Annotated in this window: 12 protein-coding genes; 8 read left to right on the forward strand and 4 right to left on the reverse strand. The window is 46.6% G+C overall.

The features are described 5' to 3' along the window. Positions 1-264: 264 nt before the first annotated feature. Positions 265-1,242 carry a YegS/Rv2252/BmrU family lipid kinase gene (locus tag VMW01_05005; protein ID HUW05596.1) on the forward strand — a complete coding sequence of 326 codons (978 nt, stop codon included), beginning with the start codon at positions 265-267 and terminating at the stop codon, positions 1,240-1,242. Between the two features lie 146 nt (positions 1,243-1,388). On the opposite strand, the gene VMW01_05010 is transcribed toward VMW01_05005, so the two are convergent. Further along, a complete protein-coding gene (locus VMW01_05010; GenBank protein HUW05597.1) occupies positions 1,389-2,192 on the reverse strand; it encodes an EFR1 family ferrodoxin in 804 nt (267 codons plus the stop codon). A gap of 628 nt (positions 2,193-2,820) precedes the next feature. On the opposite strand from VMW01_05010, the gene VMW01_05015 reads away from it, so the two are divergent. Both VMW01_05015 and ppdK read left to right on the forward strand, forming a co-directional pair. Then, positions 2,821-4,017, forward strand: coding sequence for an MFS transporter (locus VMW01_05015; protein HUW05598.1), 1,197 nt, complete (start codon positions 2,821-2,823; stop codon positions 4,015-4,017). Positions 4,018-4,232: 215 nt separating this feature from the next. Further along, positions 4,233-6,962 (forward strand): pyruvate, phosphate dikinase, encoded by a 2,730-nt coding sequence (gene ppdK, locus VMW01_05020; protein HUW05599.1) that lies wholly within the window; start codon positions 4,233-4,235, stop codon positions 6,960-6,962. Positions 6,963-7,046: 84 nt separating this feature from the next. Here the strand turns inward: ppdK and VMW01_05025 are convergent, their stop codons facing one another. After that, positions 7,047-7,940 (reverse strand): carbohydrate kinase family protein, encoded by an 894-nt coding sequence (locus tag VMW01_05025; protein HUW05600.1) that lies wholly within the window; start codon positions 7,938-7,940, stop codon positions 7,047-7,049. Between the two features lie 241 nt (positions 7,941-8,181). On the opposite strand from VMW01_05025, the gene VMW01_05030 reads away from it, so the two are divergent. From VMW01_05030 to VMW01_05050, 5 genes are all read left to right on the forward strand, one after another. After that, positions 8,182-8,757, forward strand: a complete 576-nt coding sequence (locus VMW01_05030) for a TetR/AcrR family transcriptional regulator (GenBank protein ID HUW05601.1) — start codon at positions 8,182-8,184, stop codon at positions 8,755-8,757. A gap of 269 nt (positions 8,758-9,026) precedes the next feature. Further along, positions 9,027-10,025, forward strand: a complete 999-nt coding sequence (locus VMW01_05035; GenBank protein HUW05602.1) for an NADP-dependent oxidoreductase — start codon at positions 9,027-9,029, stop codon at positions 10,023-10,025. 29 nt (positions 10,026-10,054) lie between these two features. Then, positions 10,055-11,038 (forward strand): aldo/keto reductase, encoded by a 984-nt coding sequence (locus VMW01_05040; protein ID HUW05603.1) that lies wholly within the window; start codon positions 10,055-10,057, stop codon positions 11,036-11,038. Positions 11,039-11,080: 42 nt separating this feature from the next. After that, the gene (locus VMW01_05045) at positions 11,081-12,211 is read left to right on the forward strand and encodes an NADH-dependent flavin oxidoreductase (protein ID HUW05604.1); all 1,131 of its coding nucleotides are present in this window, start codon (positions 11,081-11,083) and stop codon (positions 12,209-12,211) included. Between the two features lie 596 nt (positions 12,212-12,807). Further along, positions 12,808-13,773 (forward strand): alpha/beta fold hydrolase, encoded by a 966-nt coding sequence (locus VMW01_05050; protein ID HUW05605.1) that lies wholly within the window; start codon positions 12,808-12,810, stop codon positions 13,771-13,773. Between the two features lie 73 nt (positions 13,774-13,846). Here VMW01_05050 and VMW01_05055 read toward each other — a convergent pair whose 3' ends face one another. Together VMW01_05055 and VMW01_05060 are read right to left on the reverse strand one after the other, a co-directional pair. Further along, the gene (locus tag VMW01_05055; protein HUW05606.1) at positions 13,847-14,911 is read right to left on the reverse strand and encodes a hypothetical protein; all 1,065 of its coding nucleotides are present in this window, start codon (positions 14,909-14,911) and stop codon (positions 13,847-13,849) included. Between the two features lie 282 nt (positions 14,912-15,193). Next, the gene (locus VMW01_05060) at positions 15,194-15,964 is read right to left on the reverse strand and encodes a LexA family transcriptional regulator (protein ID HUW05607.1); all 771 of its coding nucleotides are present in this window, start codon (positions 15,962-15,964) and stop codon (positions 15,194-15,196) included. Between the last annotated feature and the right edge of the window lie 178 nt (positions 15,965-16,142).

Raw genomic sequence — 16,142 nt, forward strand, 5'->3', positions numbered from 1 at the left:
GATCGGAGGCAACAATATATTAGCAGTCCCTTTTTATGAGTGGGCAACGGAGGGCGGAATATGAAAATAGAGATCGGTAATCGGTGAAATCAAATTTGAGAATTGTGATTGTTGATTTGAGATTCGAGATTTAACTCATTAAGACAACTCACAACTCACAACTCACAACTCACCACTCACCACTCACAACTCACAACTCACAACTCACAACTCACAACTCACAACTCACAATTTCCCCTACCTTTGCTGCACTAAGTTGCTCCAATGAACAGCATTTGCTTCATAGTAAACTCGAAGAAAACCAAGCTAAACCAGTTTCGGCGGGAGGTTAGCAGCTGCTTTGCGCCAGCCTTTCGGGTGGAGTTTTTGGTTACCAACGGCCATCGCAGCGCCGAGCAGCTGGCTCTGCAGGCCACAAACCAAGGCTTTCGCTACATTATTGCCGTAGGCGGCGATGGAACGGTTAGCGAGGTTATCAACGGGGTTATGCTGGCTCCGGTAGAGCAGCGAAGCAGAGTGATTGTGGGTGTGCTACCGTGGGGAACCGGCAACGACTTTGCCCGAACGCTAAGAGCCCCATCGTCCATTGCTCGCCTAAAGGAGCAGATAGAGCAGCACCGGGTTGGCCTAATCGACCTTGGGGTGGTTACCTACATCGACCACGACGGCCACAGCACCAGCCGCTACTTCAACAACATTGCCGATGTGGGCATTGGTCCCAATACCATAATTGCTGCAGGAAAAATGTCGACGTGGCTTGGTGCAACGCTCGCCTTTTCGCTGGCAGCCATCAACTCGCTGCTATTTATTAAACCGGAACCTATCTATCTGGAAGCCGAAAATACGAGCTACTCGGGAAAGGTTAAGTGCGTGTGCATAGCCAACGGTCGCTACTTTGGCAGCGGGCTGGGCATTGCGCCACAGGCCAGCATCACCAACGGCACGTTGAGCATTGTGGTGGTGGAGGATGTATCGGCGCTCCTTTTTCTACGATTTATGCGCTCGCTGCGTGCAGCCAAGCCCATAATTCATCCTAAGGTTCACTACCATACTGCCAATGAGGTAACCATTGCCGCCGGCGAAAGAGCCATTCCGCTCGATATCGACGGCGAAGTTCCGGGGTTTGCGCCGGTTTCGGCAAAAATTCTTCCGGCCAGCATCGCGCTGCTGGGTGACTGCTTTCCAGCCAATGCAGCAGCCAAGGAGCAACTCAGCGTTGAGGTGACCCGCTACTCGGTATAGAAGTAGGCGGCCTTGTCGTTTTTACCGTTGTTTATTTCGGTAAAGTACTTCTCATCTAAGGTTATCTCAAAGGTTTTGGTATCGATGTACTTGGGAACTATAATAACCTTGCCATCTCCAACACCTTTAAGTATTATTCCACCAATTTATAAAAAGAATTCAGGCTCTTTTCTCTCGGTACAGATGGAATACAATCTTTCTTTTGTTGCGTTGATTATTGGATTGTTAAAAAAGCGTGCATCCACCGGACAGCTTTTAATGCAGGCACAGCACCATGTACACAGCTCTTTATTTGTGATTACCTCATCGTTTATTGTAATTGCATTGGTAGGGCAAGCATCAACACAAATTCCGCATTTAGTGCATTTTGCAAAATCGGTTTCGGGAGAAATTGCCTCGTCCAATTGTTTTCGCTCCTTATATGGATAGTTGCCCGGAACCTCTAATTCTGAAACCTCATTTTTACCCTTTAGCCCCATCATTTTAGAATGAACCCTTCGAGCGAAATCGGCGCATTGGATTAAATCCAACTTGTCAGGTCTTCCTTGCGCAAGAGGTTTGTCTACCGTTGAGTATGAATGTTCTCCAATAAATGCTGCCGCGGCAATTACGTTGAAACCAGAATTGCTAGCAATCTCCTTTAGCTCCAACAGTGCATCCTCAAAAGCCCGATTACCGTAAACAGCTACAATTACTGCAGGTGCATTATTTGCATGAAACTTCTTTAATCTTTCAATAGCATCTATGGGCAGGCGACCACTGTATGTAGGCATACCAATTACGGTTAAGCCTCTATTGCTTAACTCAAATCCAGAATCGGTTTTTGTTGATGAAATGTTATACTCTGCTATTGGCGAAAGGCCAAGTCCGTGGCCAATTTCTCTAACAATTGTTTGTGTTGTTCCTGTTGGTGAATAGTAAATTAAGTTTAATGCCTCCATTGTTTCCATTACGTTATTATAGCGTTTCTCAATATTTTGTCTCTAGTAATTTTTATTGGCACCACAAGTTGGGCAACTATACCAAACTCATTTACAAACCAAAACAATTATTGGCTTTTCATTCCATTCGGATGTGTTACCCCAGATTTGTATATGGATTTGTATTTCAAAGGTAGCGCTATTTCTCATAGGTGGTAAATCGTGGACTATTATTATTTCACGCGCTGGAGGCGTAATACCGTGCAGCGATGCAATCGGTTGTATTCTTCGATCATCTCATAATTTCGGTGTGTTTCTATTGCAATCATGTTGTGATTGCGGTGCATAGGAGGTCGGTAGAATTTTATGCCACTTGTGCGTGCACCGCTCGCGCACGGAACTTTTGATAGCGGGGGCTTACCGTGCAATAATGGTTTGCTGGTAAAAAATGGGGGAGAAAAACATTTCGCCCCTACATACTATGAATTGCCTTTTGATGTATTGGAGACACACGATCGTGTGTCTCTACATTCGGTCTAATTCTTTTACCCCCCCGTTGCGGGATCTCCGCTGCGACTTCCTCTAACTCCATTTAACTTCCTCTAACTTCCTCTAACTCCCATTTTTTTATTTTTCCGTTACCTTTGTAACAAAAACGATGCGATACCTCACCCGAACAATCCTGTTCGTCTCATTCATAAGCCTCTTTACCGACATCGCCAGCGAAATGCTATACCCGGTAATGCCCATATATCTCGAATCCATTGGCTTTTCGGTTGCGCTAATTGGGCTGTTGGAGGGAATTGCCGAAGCCACAGCCGGCATTAGCAAGGGTTACTTTGGCAAACTCTCAGATAGGGTTGGACAGCGTGTGCCTTTCATAAAATGGGGCTACGCCATGAGCGCCGTCTCCAAGCCTTTAATGGCGGCGCTCACTCTGCCACTATGGATATTTGGTGCACGCTTTATGGATCGCCTTGGTAAAGGAGTAAGAACCGCCTCCCGCGATGCGCTGCTGAGCGACGAATCTACCCCTGAAAACAAAGGCAAAGTTTTTGGTTTCCACAGGGGAATGGATACGCTTGGTGCAGCAATAGGTCCATTGATGGCACTGCTATTCCTCGCGGCACTGCCTGGTCACTACCGCCTCCTTTTTGTGCTGGCATTTATACCCGGCGTGGTGGCCGTAGGCCTCACCTTTCTGGTAAAAGAGTCGAAGAGCACGGCTAAGCCCAAGCAAACCACATCGGGGAAGAACTTCTTTTCGTTCCTCTCCTACTGGAAAGTTGCTAGCCCCAGCTTCAAAACCTTAATTCCCATTCTGCTGCTCTTTACGCTGTTCAACAGCAGCGATGTTTTCTTGCTTCTAAAAATAAAGCAGGCCGGATTAAGTGATATCTACATGATTGGCACCTATATTTTCTACAACCTCATATACGCGTTAGCAGCTTGGCCCATGGGCATACTGGCCGACAGGTTGGGAATGAAGCGCGTGCTCGTCTTCGGCCTGCTACTTTTTGCCGGTGCCTACCTAGGAATGCCTTTTGCAGGAAAACTGTGGCAATTTGGAGTTTTGTTTGGAGTTTATGCGCTCTACGCCGCCTCCACCGAGGGTGTCTCAAAAGCATGGATTACCAACCTTTGCCGCAAGGAGGATTCAGCCACTGCCATTGGTTTTTATACAGCACTCTCAAGTGTCGCCATGCTGCTGGCTAGCATCACTGCAGGCATTATTTGGGAAAAAGTTTCACCGGGTGCCGTTTTTGCCATCTCTGGAACTGTTGCTGCACTTTGTGCCATCCTGCTGGTTGCCTTTGGGCACAAAATGAAGCCAAACATCAAAACCCAACCCTAGCGTGGCAATCAAAAGTTGGTAAATAATGCTCCATTTACATACGCAACCTCAAACGTTTGAAACTTAATGAATGGCGCACATTAACACTTTCTTCAAAAAAAAATAAAATGACCAAAAAACCTTTATCAATTTTTTTGGTAGTTTTGTAGGCTGTGGCAATTCGTTATGAATTAAAATACAACACACTATAATTCAAACTTAAAAGAGCAAGTAAAATGACGCAAGTAAAACGCGTTTACTCCTTTGGTGGCAAGACTGCTGAAGGTAAGGCGGACATGAAGAATCTGCTTGGTGGAAAGGGAGCCAACTTGGCCGAAATGTGTTTGCTGGAACTTCCAGTTCCTGCAGGATTTACCATTACCACCGACACCTGCAACGACTATTACAAAAACGGAACTGAACTTCCTGCCGATCTCATGCCTCAGGTGTGGGAAGCCATGAAGAACGTTGAAAACATCATGGGAATGAAGTATGGCGACACGGAGAATCCACTTCTTGTTTCCTGCCGCTCTGGCGCTCGCAGCTCCATGCCCGGTATGATGGACACCGTACTTAACATTGGTCTCTCTTCCAAAACCATTCCCGGTTTACTCAAGAAGACCAACAACCCCCGCTTTGTGTGGGACTCCTACCGTCGTCTTATTATGATGTATGCCGATGTTGTTATGGAAAAAGCCGAAGGCATTGAGCCAGTTGGTGGCGGAATCCGTAAGCAACTCGATGGTATGCTCGATAAGTTCAAGCACAGCAAGGGTTACAAGAGCGATACCGACATGAGCGCCGATGATCTAAAACTTCTCGGTGAAGATTTTAAGAAAAAAATTCAAGAAGTTCTTGGCAAACCTTTCCCCGACGATGCAAAGGAGCAGATGATTGGTGGTATTAAGGCCGTATTCAAGAGCTGGAACGGAAAGAAGGCCGTTTCCTACCGCCGTATCGAAGGTATTCCCGACGATTGGGGAACAGCAGTAAACGTTCAGTCCATGGTATTTGGAAACATGGGTGATAGCTCTGCTACCGGAGTTGCCTTTACCCGTAACCCTGCAACCGGCGATAACATTTTCTACGGTGAGTGGCTAGTTAACGCTCAGGGCGAAGACGTGGTTGCTGGTATCCGCACTCCAAACCCACTTAACGACGACACCAAGAACGAGCAGAACAATCACCTGCACAGCATGCAGGAGTCAATGCCCGGAACTTATAAAGAACTCGATAAGATTAGAGCAACCCTGGAGAAGAACTACAAGGACATGCTCGACATTGAGTTTACAATTCAGGATGGCAAGCTATACATGCTGCAGTGCCGCGTTGGAAAACGTACCGGAACTGCTGCCCTCAACATGGCCATGGATATGCTCCACGACAAGCTTATCGACGAGCCAACCGCAGTAATGCGTCTCGACCCTGCTCAGCTCGACGAACTCCTTCACCCCATTATCGACCCTGCTTCCGAGAAGGATGCAACCCCATTCGTTAAGGGTCTTCCTGCAGGTCCAGGTGCCGCTGTAGGTAAGGTAGTGTTTACAGCAGAGGATGCTGTAGCATGGTTCCGCAAGGGCGAAAAGGTTATCTTGGTTCGTGAAGAGACCAATCCAGAAGATGTTGAAGGTATGCGTGCCGCTGCAGGTATTCTTACCGCCCGTGGTGGTATGACCTCTCACGCTGCGCTTGTTGCCCGCGGATGGGGTAAGTGCTGCATCGTTGGTGCTGGCGCACTCCACGTTGACGTTGATGCCAAGATTGCAAAGGTTGTTGGAACCGACGTTGTTATTAAGGAAGGTGATATCCTCACCCTTAATGGAACCAAGGGACACGCTTACCAAGGCTCACTTAAACTCATGGATGCCACTGAAAACCCACGCTTCCAAGAGTTCATGAAGTTGGTGGACAAGAATCGCAAGATGGGTGTTCGCACCAATGCCGATACTGCTGTTGATGCAAAGATTGCCCGCGATTTTGGAGCCGAAGGTGTCGGTCTGTTCCGCACCGAGCACATGTTCTACGGTGAAGGTGCCGAGCAACCTCTATTCCTGCTCCGCAAGATGATTCTCAGCTCTACCGTTGAGGAGCGTCGTGCTGCGCTTGACGAGCTTTCAGTATTTGTTAAGAAGGATATGAAGGCTACGCTGTTGGCTATGGATACCCTGCCAGTAACCTTCCGTTTGCTCGACCCACCACTTCACGAATTTGTTCCTCAAGGTGCTGAAAAGCAGGCTGAGCTAGCTAAGGCTCTTGGCATTTCTGTTGATGCCATTGCTAAGCGCGGTGAAGCACTCCACGAGAGTAACCCAATGATGGGTCACCGTGGTGTTCGTCTTGGCGTTACCTATCCTGAAGTTTCTGAAATGCAGGTAAGAGCTATCTTTGAGGCTACTGCCGAGCTGATGAAGGAAGGCAAGAGTCCAAAGCCAGAAATTATGGTTCCTGTAACCTGCGACGTTTCTGAGCTCGACTTCACCAAGAAGATTGTTGACCGCGTATATGCCGAAGTTATTGCCAAGTTTGGAATCAAGGAAATTCACTACCTCTACGGTACCATGATTGAAATTCCTCGCGCTTCCCTACTTGCTGACCGTATGGCTAAAACCGCCCAGTTCTTCTCCTTTGGAACCAACGACCTTACTCAGATGTCGTTTGGCTTCAGCCGCGATGATATTGGCGGGTTTATGAACCACTACCTCGATGCTAAGCTGTTGGCTGCTGACCCATTCCAGACCATTGATCAGGACGGCGTTGGACAGCTCATCACCATGGGTGTTGAAAAGGGCCGTTCCACTCGCCCCGACCTTAAGGTTGGGATCTGCGGCGAGCAAGGTGGTGACCCTGCTTCGGTAGAGTTCTGCTTCAAGAACGGACTCAACTACGTTAGCTGCTCACCATTCCGCGTGCCAATTGCACGTTTGGCTGCAGCTCAATCGTCCATCAGAGCTTCAAGAAAGAAGTAATTGCTGATTACATAAGATAGACAAGCCGCTCCATTTTGGGGCGGCTTCTTTTTTATACCGATGCTCTCATCGCACAAATCCGTTCTATTTGGCTCTTTGTAACGCTGCAAATTCTTTCTCGACCAATGCAACGCTTAAACCGTCGGCAGCAATATGGGGTGAGGAGATGCAAAGGCCTCCAAGGATATGTCCCAGAAGTAGGCAATCGGAGAGCTCATACTTTTGCTTGTAACCATATAGAAAGCCGGAAAAGAAGGCATCGCCGGCACCATTGGCATCCACCAGCTGATACTTGCTCACAGAAGGAGTATCGAGCCACGTCCCTTCAGGAGTGAGCAGTGTTGCCCCTGCCTTACCATGCGTGCACACCACCAACCGCTTACCCTTGGCCATAATCGCGGCCATGGTTTTTCTATGGTCGGGAAGATTGTCGGAGCTCATAAAGATATAGTCCGAAGCCTCAATAAAATCGTGATGGTAGCTGCTTACACCATCGTAGTCGTGCAGATCGGTCCAAACCTCACTCCCATGCTTTTTCAGGAAGGGAATGTAGTTGCGGCAATAGTTCACAATGTTGAGCACCACCACATCGGCCTTTTTAATCTCAGGCTCCATGTCGGCATAACGGATTGGTGGCTCATTGGAGGTTGGATTTACGAAAATGGAAATCCTTCGTCCTAACTTATCCATAATGTTTACATGTCGCTCGGTTCCGTTGGGGTCGATATCGTAAATTGCACAAATGGGTTTTGAACCCAAAAAATTCTTTATCCGCTGGCCATACATATCGTTACCCAGCACCACCTGAAGTGTGGTATCAAAACCAAGGTAGCAGCAGTTGGCAGCCTTTCCTGTTCCTGTAGAGCCAACCGTTTCAACAAACACCGACTCGTGAATGGTCTGCGGTATGGGTTCTGGAAATTCATCGAGGTAAACGATGGAGTCGAAGGAAGCTCCTCCCAATATCAATAGGTTCATGGTTCCTTTACTTTGTGATTACAAAGGCAAGTTATTAAATTAACAAAATCAAGAATCATCCAAATACAAGATATTAACCGATTCGTAGAAAATCCAAAGGTGCCATGGTGCTACATCCACAAGGCCAAAGCAACACCTGCATGCTAGTGACAAAAATTATGCACAAATAAAGGAAATATCAAAACGTAAATGAACAACCATTCATTCTCTTTGTTTTTTCTGCATTATCAACCTCAACAAAATGGTACGGCAAAAAACGGAAGACAAGCGGGAAGCAATACTGAAAGCCACTCTAGGATTGGTTAACAACAACGGGTTCCACGCGGCACCCATGTCGAAAATTGCTACAGATGCAGGTATTTCCGCTGGCACCATCTACCTCTACTTTCAGAACAAGGAAGACCTGATAAACACGCTCTACCGAGAACTGAAAAATAAGTTTGCGAGCAAAGCATTGCAAGGTTTTAACCAAGAAGCACCCGTAAAAAAGGGGTTCGAAACTATCTGGAGAAACATTCTTCAATACAAACTGAGTGAACCGGAGGAGGCCGCCTTCCTGGAGCAGTGCGACAATACCCCAATGGTTACCGACGCCAGCCGAGAAGTTGGATTCAAGTCAGTGCAGCCGCTTTTCGACCTGTGGGAGCGCGGTCAACACGAAGGTATTATTAAGCCACTATGCCGCCACATGCTCTTTGCCTTTTCGCTTTTTCCGATGATATACGTAGCTCGTGTCTACATTAAATCGGGTAAAGAGCTGAGTGCCGAGGCTATCAACATGGCCTTTGAGGCTTCTTGGGACGCCATTAAAACCTAAAAAAATTTCACAATCACTGAATATTTGTTCATTCTAAAAATTTCAACATATATGGAAACTCAGAAAAAAAAATACACCGCAATTGCCACCGCCACAGGCGGTAGAAATAACGCTTGACCGCGTTAAGGAGGGTGGCCTTGGCCTTTCGTCCAAACTGCTAATAAAAACTAATAGAGACGGCACACAAGGTTTACCCCTTCTCCAAAGCCACACGCAACAACATTGAGGTAGAATTAACTCTCCTCTCCTAATCACAAAAACAACAGACAATGAATAGAGAAATATTGCTAAAATCGAGACCAGTGGGTAAGCCCACGGCCGAAAACTTTGAAATAGTAAAGGCACCTGCCATAACGCTAAACAACGGTGAACTTCTGCTAAAGGCTAGGTTCATTTCGGTAGACCCCTACATGCGTGGGAGAATGAGCGATGCAAAATCGTACATTGAACCATATCAGATTGGAAAGCCAATCGAAGGCGGAGTAGTTGCAGAGGTGGTTGAAAGTCGCAGTCCACAATTTAGCCCCGGCGATGCAGTGATTGGCATGCTACAGTGGAAACTGGTACAGGCAGTGCCTGCCGAAAAGGTAACCAAGCTAAACAAGGAAGTTGCTCAACTTGGCTACTACCTTGGCATACTTGGAATGCCCGGACTTACGGCCTACTTTGGTCTGCTGGACATTGGTAAACCGCAGGAAGGCGAAACCGTCGTGGTTTCCGGTGCAGCTGGTGCGGTAGGCATGGTTGTGGGTCAAATTGCTAAGCTAAAAGGCTGCCACGTAGTTGGCATAGCAGGCAGCGATGCCAAAATCAACTACCTCAAAAAAGAGTTGAAGTTTGATGAGGTAATAAACTACCGAACCACCAAAAACATTGCCGAGGCTGTGGCTCAAGCATGTCCCAACGGTGTGGACGTTTACTTCGATAATGTGGGGGGCGAAATTTCGGACGCGGTAATGGCGCAAATCAACAAGGGCGCAAGGATAGCTGTCTGCGGACAAATATCGCTCTACAACAGCACCGAAATGCCGGTTGGACCAAGGCTACAACCCACAATCCTAAAGAAAAGCGCACTTATGCAGGGCTTCATCGTAAGCAACTATGCAGCAAGGTTTCCCGAGGGTGTAAAGCAGCTGGCTCAGTGGCTTAGTGAGGGAAAGCTAACCTACCAACAAACCATAACCAAAGGTTTCGAAAACCTGCCCGCCGCATTTATGGGACTATTCGAAGGAGAAAATATGGGCAAGTCGTTAGTCGAAATCGAGTAAGGATTGTTTAACAGAAAAATATTTACGCTATGAAAACACGACAACTAGGAAAGAGTAAGCTCAACGTTTTCCCCATTGGCCTTGGTGCCATGGGAATGTCCGATTTTTATGGGCAAGCCGACGAGAAAGAATCGATAAAAACGTTGCACACTGCCATTGAACATGGGGTAAATTTTATCGATACGGCCGATATGTATGGCTACGGAGAAAACGAAAAGTTGGTGCACAAGGCCTTTAACGGCATGTGGGACAAGTTAATTCTCGCCACCAAGTTTGGTATTGTTCGCGACAAGCAAAACCCGGTTAACCGGAGTATTAACGGTAAGCCGGAATATGTGAAGCAGGCCTGTGAAGCCAGCCTTAAGCGGCTAGGTCGCGAAACCATCGACCTTTACTACCTGCACCGCGTCGACCAGTCCACTCCCATTGAGGAGACCGTTGGCGCGATGGCCGAGCTGGTTAAGGAGGGAAAGGTTCGCTACATTGGTCTTTCGGAGATTTCAGGAGAAACGCTTCGCCGCGCTAATGCCGTTCACCCCATCACCGCCGTGCAAAGCGAATACTCACTCTGGTCGCAGGACGTAGAGCAAACCACCCTACCAACCATTCGCGAACTTGGTGCAAGCCTTGTAGCCTACAGCCCGCTGGGCCGTGGATTCCTCACCGGACGATTCCAAAAGTTTGATGATTTGCCAAAGGACGATTTTCGACGCTTCTCGCCGCGCTTTCAGGGTGAAAACTTCGATAAAAACCTACAGCTGCTGAAATTGGTAGAGGAAATTGCCGCCGACAAGGGGTGTAAGCCATCGCAACTGGCGCTAGCATGGCTGCTGGCTCAGGGCAATGAGGTGGTTCCCATTCCAGGTACCACCAAGGTAGCCAACCTACTGGAAAATATCGCAGCCGTCAACATATCGCTTACCAACGACGAGATTAGCCGCATTGGTAACGTTATGAAGAACATTCATGGCGAACGCTACGATGCATCTGGCATGAAGCTCGTAAACGCGTAATAACAACTCTAAAAACGACAGTTAAATTTTGAATATAAAACGATGATTAACAACAAATACCAAGCGCTCTTTCACCCCATCACCCTACCCCACTCCGGGCTGGTGCTGCCCAACCGCATTGTGATGGCTCCCATGACCACCTACTCGGGGAATTCCGATGGCACAGCCACCGATGCAGAGGTAGCTTACTATGCTCGGCGCTCAAAGGCGGCCGGCACCATAATGACTGCTTGCGCCTATGTTATTCCTCACGGAAAGGGGTTTCGCGGACAAATTGGTGTTCACTCCGACACCATGATTCCAAGCCTTAAAAGGATAGCCGAGGCAATTAAAAAGGATGGTGCCAAGGCCATTCTGCAAATCTACCATGGGGGAAGAATGTCTCCACCCGAGGAGGTGCCTAACGGTAGGGTGCTAAGCGCAAGCAACATTCCAGCCACCTACGGCAATGCCCCCATTCCGCACCCTATGACAGAAGCGGAGATAGAGGAAACCATTGCTGCCTTTGGAGAGGCAACTCGTAGAGCAATCGAAGCTGGCTTCGATGGCGTAGAGATTCATGGTGCCAATACCTACCTGCTACAGCAGTTCTTCTCGCCGCATGCCAATCGCAGGGAGGACAAGTGGGGCGACTCCATTGAAAAGAGAATGGCCTTTCCACTGGCAATAGTTGAAGCAGTAACAGCTGCAGCAGCAAAGCATGCCAAAGCACCCTTTGCCGTAGGTTACAGGCTTTCACCCGAGGAGGTGGAGGAGCCGGGAATAACCATAAGCGACACGCTGCAGCTGGCCAATGCGCTGGCATCGACAAAGCTCGACTTCCTGCACATCTCCACCATGAGCTACGCTGGTGGCTCGCTGCGCAACAGCGACGACACGGCCCCGCGGGCACTGCTCATCCACAACCATGTTGGCCACAGGATTCCCGTTATTGGTGTTGGCTCCATCCACAACCCGGAGGAGGTAACAACCGTGCTAAATGCCGGCATTCCTTTAGTGGCACTGGGGCGAGAGCTGCTCATGGAGCCCGACTGGCTAACCAAGGTAAAGGAGGGTCAAGAGCACGATATCCGCACCACCCTTTCCAAGCAGGCACAGGCAGAGCTCGTTATTCCCGATCCCATGTGGCAGGGCCTCATTACCCGAAAAGGGTGGCTTCCCGTGGTAGAGTAATTATAAAAGAGATGCCGGATTTGCTCCGGCATTTTTTTATGCATAAAGTTAGGTATTAGGTTAACAACAACATTCCATTCAGAGAAAGTGGTTTTTAGAGTTAGGTTGACCACGAGTTGTTAATAATTGTTTTTCAACAACATAAAAATCGCACGCATTGACTTTCTAAAACCAATGCATTAATTTTAAGGCAAAAGTCCGAAGGGCATAAATACATTAAAATAAAGAACAAAAGAACGACCTAAAAAGATGTCAAATGAAATTATCCCTTAACCTCGGAGAGGTTATATGTTTGTAGAACATCCACAGCAGAAAAAAAATTCGACCCCGAATGGGGTCGCACATTCATTCTCGAACGCTTTCTACAAACATGCAATCACTCCGGGATTGAAAAAAGAATAAAAAAATCAGAAGATTACACTAGCCGTAAATACCTCAGACAAAAATTGAAACACCCTCCAGAATGACATGACCTAACAACCTCGGAGAGGTCAAATATTTTGAAGAAACACGTACCTATTAATTCAAGAACCTGCTTACCTTTGGTTGTTGTGTGTTGAATAGCATTGTCACCAACCATTTTTAAATCAAACAAAATGAAAAATCTAGCACTTACTATTCTGCTCGGTCTGTCATCCATCGGGCTATTTGCACAGGAAAAGGTAGATTCCACATTTACCCAATCGGCTATAACCTTAAAAACATCAACAGGTGACATTTTTGGCACGCTCACCATGCCCAACAGCCCGAAGCTCGTTCCTGTTGTGCTAATTGTTCCTGGCTCCGGCCCCACCGATAGAGACTGCAACTCACCGCTGGGTATTCATACCAACGCATACAAGATGCTGGCCGAAGGACTAGCCCAAAGGGGCATTGCCACCCTCCGGTTCGACAAGCGAGGAATTGGTGAGAGCAAAGCGGCTATGACCAGCGAAAGCGACCTTCGATTCGACACCTACATCAACGATGTGGTTGGCTGGATATCGCTTTTAAAAACGGATAAGCGGTTTTCGAAAATCATAGTATTGGGACATAGTGAAGGTTCGCTTTTAGGAATGGTTGCTGCAGAAAGAGCTAAGGTTGCTGCCTTTATCTCCATAGCCGGTGCAGGAAAACCAGCCGATGAAATTCTGCAGGAGCAGCTCAAAACCAAACTTCCACCCCAGCTGATGGATGAGTCGAACAAGATTCTCGACAGCCTCAGAGCCGGCAAAACCGTTTCGAATGTAAGCCCCGCATTGGCTCCTCTTTATCGCCAAAGCGTACAGCCATATATGATTTCGTGGATAAAGTACAATCCCACACAGGAGATTGCCAAACTGAAAATCCCGGTTCTAATCATCCAAGGCACCACCGACATTCAGGTCTCAGTGGAGGATGCCAAGCTGCTATCGCAGGCAAAACCAGACGCCAAGTTGCTAATTATCGACAACATGAACCACGTGATGAAGGAGGCCACCGCCGACATTCAGCAAAACATGGCCACCTACAAAAATCCGGAACTGCCGTTGAAGTCGGGGTTGGTGGAGGATATTGCCAGCTTTATAGAAACAAAAAAATGATGGTTTGCAGAAAATATTTACAATTCCACATAAGGAATAAAAAGGCTAATCAATCCCTAATTGTTAAAGCACACTATTTAATGCACCGCTCATTGAATAGCTTTTCTGCAGGCTTCTGACCAAGTTGTTTATCCAAAAACGACCAGTCTAAACATGCTTTATCTACTTGATTAAGGTTATAGTAAACATAAGCTCTATCGTAATACGCATCAACGTATAGAGAATCAATGGATATACAATTAGAAAAAGACAAAACTGCCTTTTCTAACTCGCTACTATTCGCATAATTTACACCCTCCTTAAAATACTTATTCGACAACAGGATGTCGTTATAAGCAAGTTGTTTTGACTTTTTAAAAACAAAATTAGGATCAAATTTAAGTGCAAAGAGTTTGACACCAGCAGTTTTATGTGAAGCTTCGGAAATAAAGAAGGCAACCAAATCAACTTTATAGTATATCTTTCGATTAACTGGCCAAAGTTTCCATGAATTATTGTTTTTTATTATTTTCAAAATTTTAGCGACAACTTTATCTGGAATGTTTTTATTGTCAATGAGTCTTACATGATTACACACACCAAATGAATCCAGCATTGCCTCCATTCCTATATATCCATTGTAATTACGCGATCCGAAACGGGTATCAATCAGATATTGCCAAACTCCAGTATAAAATGGAAGAAATATTTTGCTCAACCGAACTACTGTATCATTTTCGTACTCAACCAACTTATTAGAAAAGATATAGTCGATGTAATTCTTCTCCTTTAGAAAGATAAACTTATTAACTTTATCATCAGGGCTTCCGTCGTCATTTACTAAGACAACCAAGCTCGTATCATTAACCGATTTCACTTTATAGAGATCAACATTGGTTTTAAGAATTGAATCCCCAATAAAGGAAAACGGAACCATCCATTGGTATGAATCATTATAATTAATACCAATATGACTATGAGAAATATGAAAAATAGTCTGGATAGTATCCATTCCATTTCTTTCAACATATCTACTGCCATCTTTCTTTTCAACTTTAACTCGAACCCAAGTATTATACAGTAATTTTTGCTTGGCCGTGGCGCAACCTGACAGCCATAATGCAATAAATATTAGGTATTTAAATATATTTGATTTCATTATTTAGCCATTAAATGATATTTTGATAATAAGAATGCAAAGCTTCGCTTCTTATATTTCAACAACATTAATATTAATACTAAATTAGAAAATACTTTCGAGTTTGGAACCAACTTTATCCAATATATTTTCCCTGGTTTCTACACCATGTCAAATGCTTGTAGAACACCCACAGCAGAAAAACATTCGACCCCGAATGAGGTCGCACATGCCTTCACAATACGCTTCCTACAAGCACGCCATCCCGCTTGGATTGAAACCGAAAAAAAACGGCCACACCTCCTACTCCATCTTCCCCTTAATGAATGCCACGTCGCGCTGCAGCTTATCGATGGCCTGCAGCACCTCCTCGCGCTCCACCTTACCCGCCGGAAGTTCATCGCTAATGTAGTGCACAAAGCGCCACATCTCCTTAACGTCGGACGCATTCACCTCGTAGGGCTTATACAAGGTGTTAAGCGAGATAAGGCGAAAGGCACCACTCTCCTCCAACCGGTTCTCCACCACCTTAAAGGCCACGCCATCGTCGAGGGTGAGCACCACAAAGGCTTCGCCGCTGCGGATGGTGGTCCAATCCTGCACAAACTCGCCGGTAACAAAGGCTCCGTCGGGAATGGGCAGCATGGAGTCGCCGCTGATTTGGAACGTGCGATACTTCCTGTCGCTCCGCAGAAAGGGAAGCCTGAATACCGGCAACCGACTAATAAACTCCGGGTCGGCAAAGCCCGCAAGGTAGCCAGCCTTAGCCTTTTCGGGTACCAGCTCAATGTTCTCCTCGTTGTCGCTGCCCACGGTGGCCGTAAGCACCCGCAGGTTGCTCCCCTTTAGGTAAACATCGAACCCTCGCTCCAGCTGCCGCAGCTGGCTTTCCGACAGCTTTTCCAAATCCACCTTCACCAGCGTATCGATGGAGACGTTGAAGTAGGCTGACGAGGAGATGAGCACATCGATGGTGGGCTGGGCAACACGATTTTCGTAGTTGTTGAGCGTAGGACGCTTGAGCCCCAGAATAGAGGCCAGCTCCTCCTGCGTTTTGCCCCTTCTCTTCCTCAACAATTTCATGTTCGAACTAAAAAACATCTTGCTTTTTGCTTTTAGTTAGATTATATTGTAATCTCAATATTGATTATTATCTAAGCAAAGATAAAATGATTTGAGAATTTGAGGATGAAATAATTTGAAAATTTGACGAAGAAGCACTATCCGATAGAAACTCACATCCAAGTCAACC

Source organism: Williamwhitmania sp., assembly GCA_035529935.1.
In the GTDB taxonomy this organism is placed as follows: Bacteria; Bacteroidota; Bacteroidia; order Bacteroidales; family Williamwhitmaniaceae; genus Williamwhitmania.

Excerpts from the sequence above, each read along its gene's own strand:
- VMW01_05005 (HUW05596.1), top strand. The coding sequence starts at position 265 with ATGAACAGCATTTGCTTCATAGTAAACTCGAAGAAAACCAAGCTAAAC.
- VMW01_05010 (HUW05597.1), bottom strand. The coding sequence starts at position 2,192 with ATGGAAACAATGGAGGCATTAAACTTAATTTACTATTCACCAACAGGA.
- VMW01_05015 (HUW05598.1), top strand. The coding sequence starts at position 2,821 with ATGCGATACCTCACCCGAACAATCCTGTTCGTCTCATTCATAAGCCTC.
- ppdK (HUW05599.1), top strand. The coding sequence starts at position 4,233 with ATGACGCAAGTAAAACGCGTTTACTCCTTTGGTGGCAAGACTGCTGAA.
- VMW01_05025 (HUW05600.1), bottom strand. The coding sequence starts at position 7,940 with ATGAACCTATTGATATTGGGAGGAGCTTCCTTCGACTCCATCGTTTAC.
- VMW01_05030 (HUW05601.1), top strand. The coding sequence starts at position 8,182 with ATGGTACGGCAAAAAACGGAAGACAAGCGGGAAGCAATACTGAAAGCC.
- VMW01_05035 (HUW05602.1), top strand. The coding sequence starts at position 9,027 with ATGAATAGAGAAATATTGCTAAAATCGAGACCAGTGGGTAAGCCCACG.
- VMW01_05040 (HUW05603.1), top strand. The coding sequence starts at position 10,055 with ATGAAAACACGACAACTAGGAAAGAGTAAGCTCAACGTTTTCCCCATT.
- VMW01_05045 (HUW05604.1), top strand. The coding sequence starts at position 11,081 with ATGATTAACAACAAATACCAAGCGCTCTTTCACCCCATCACCCTACCC.
- VMW01_05050 (HUW05605.1), top strand. The coding sequence starts at position 12,808 with ATGAAAAATCTAGCACTTACTATTCTGCTCGGTCTGTCATCCATCGGG.
- VMW01_05055 (HUW05606.1), bottom strand. The coding sequence starts at position 14,911 with ATGAAATCAAATATATTTAAATACCTAATATTTATTGCATTATGGCTG.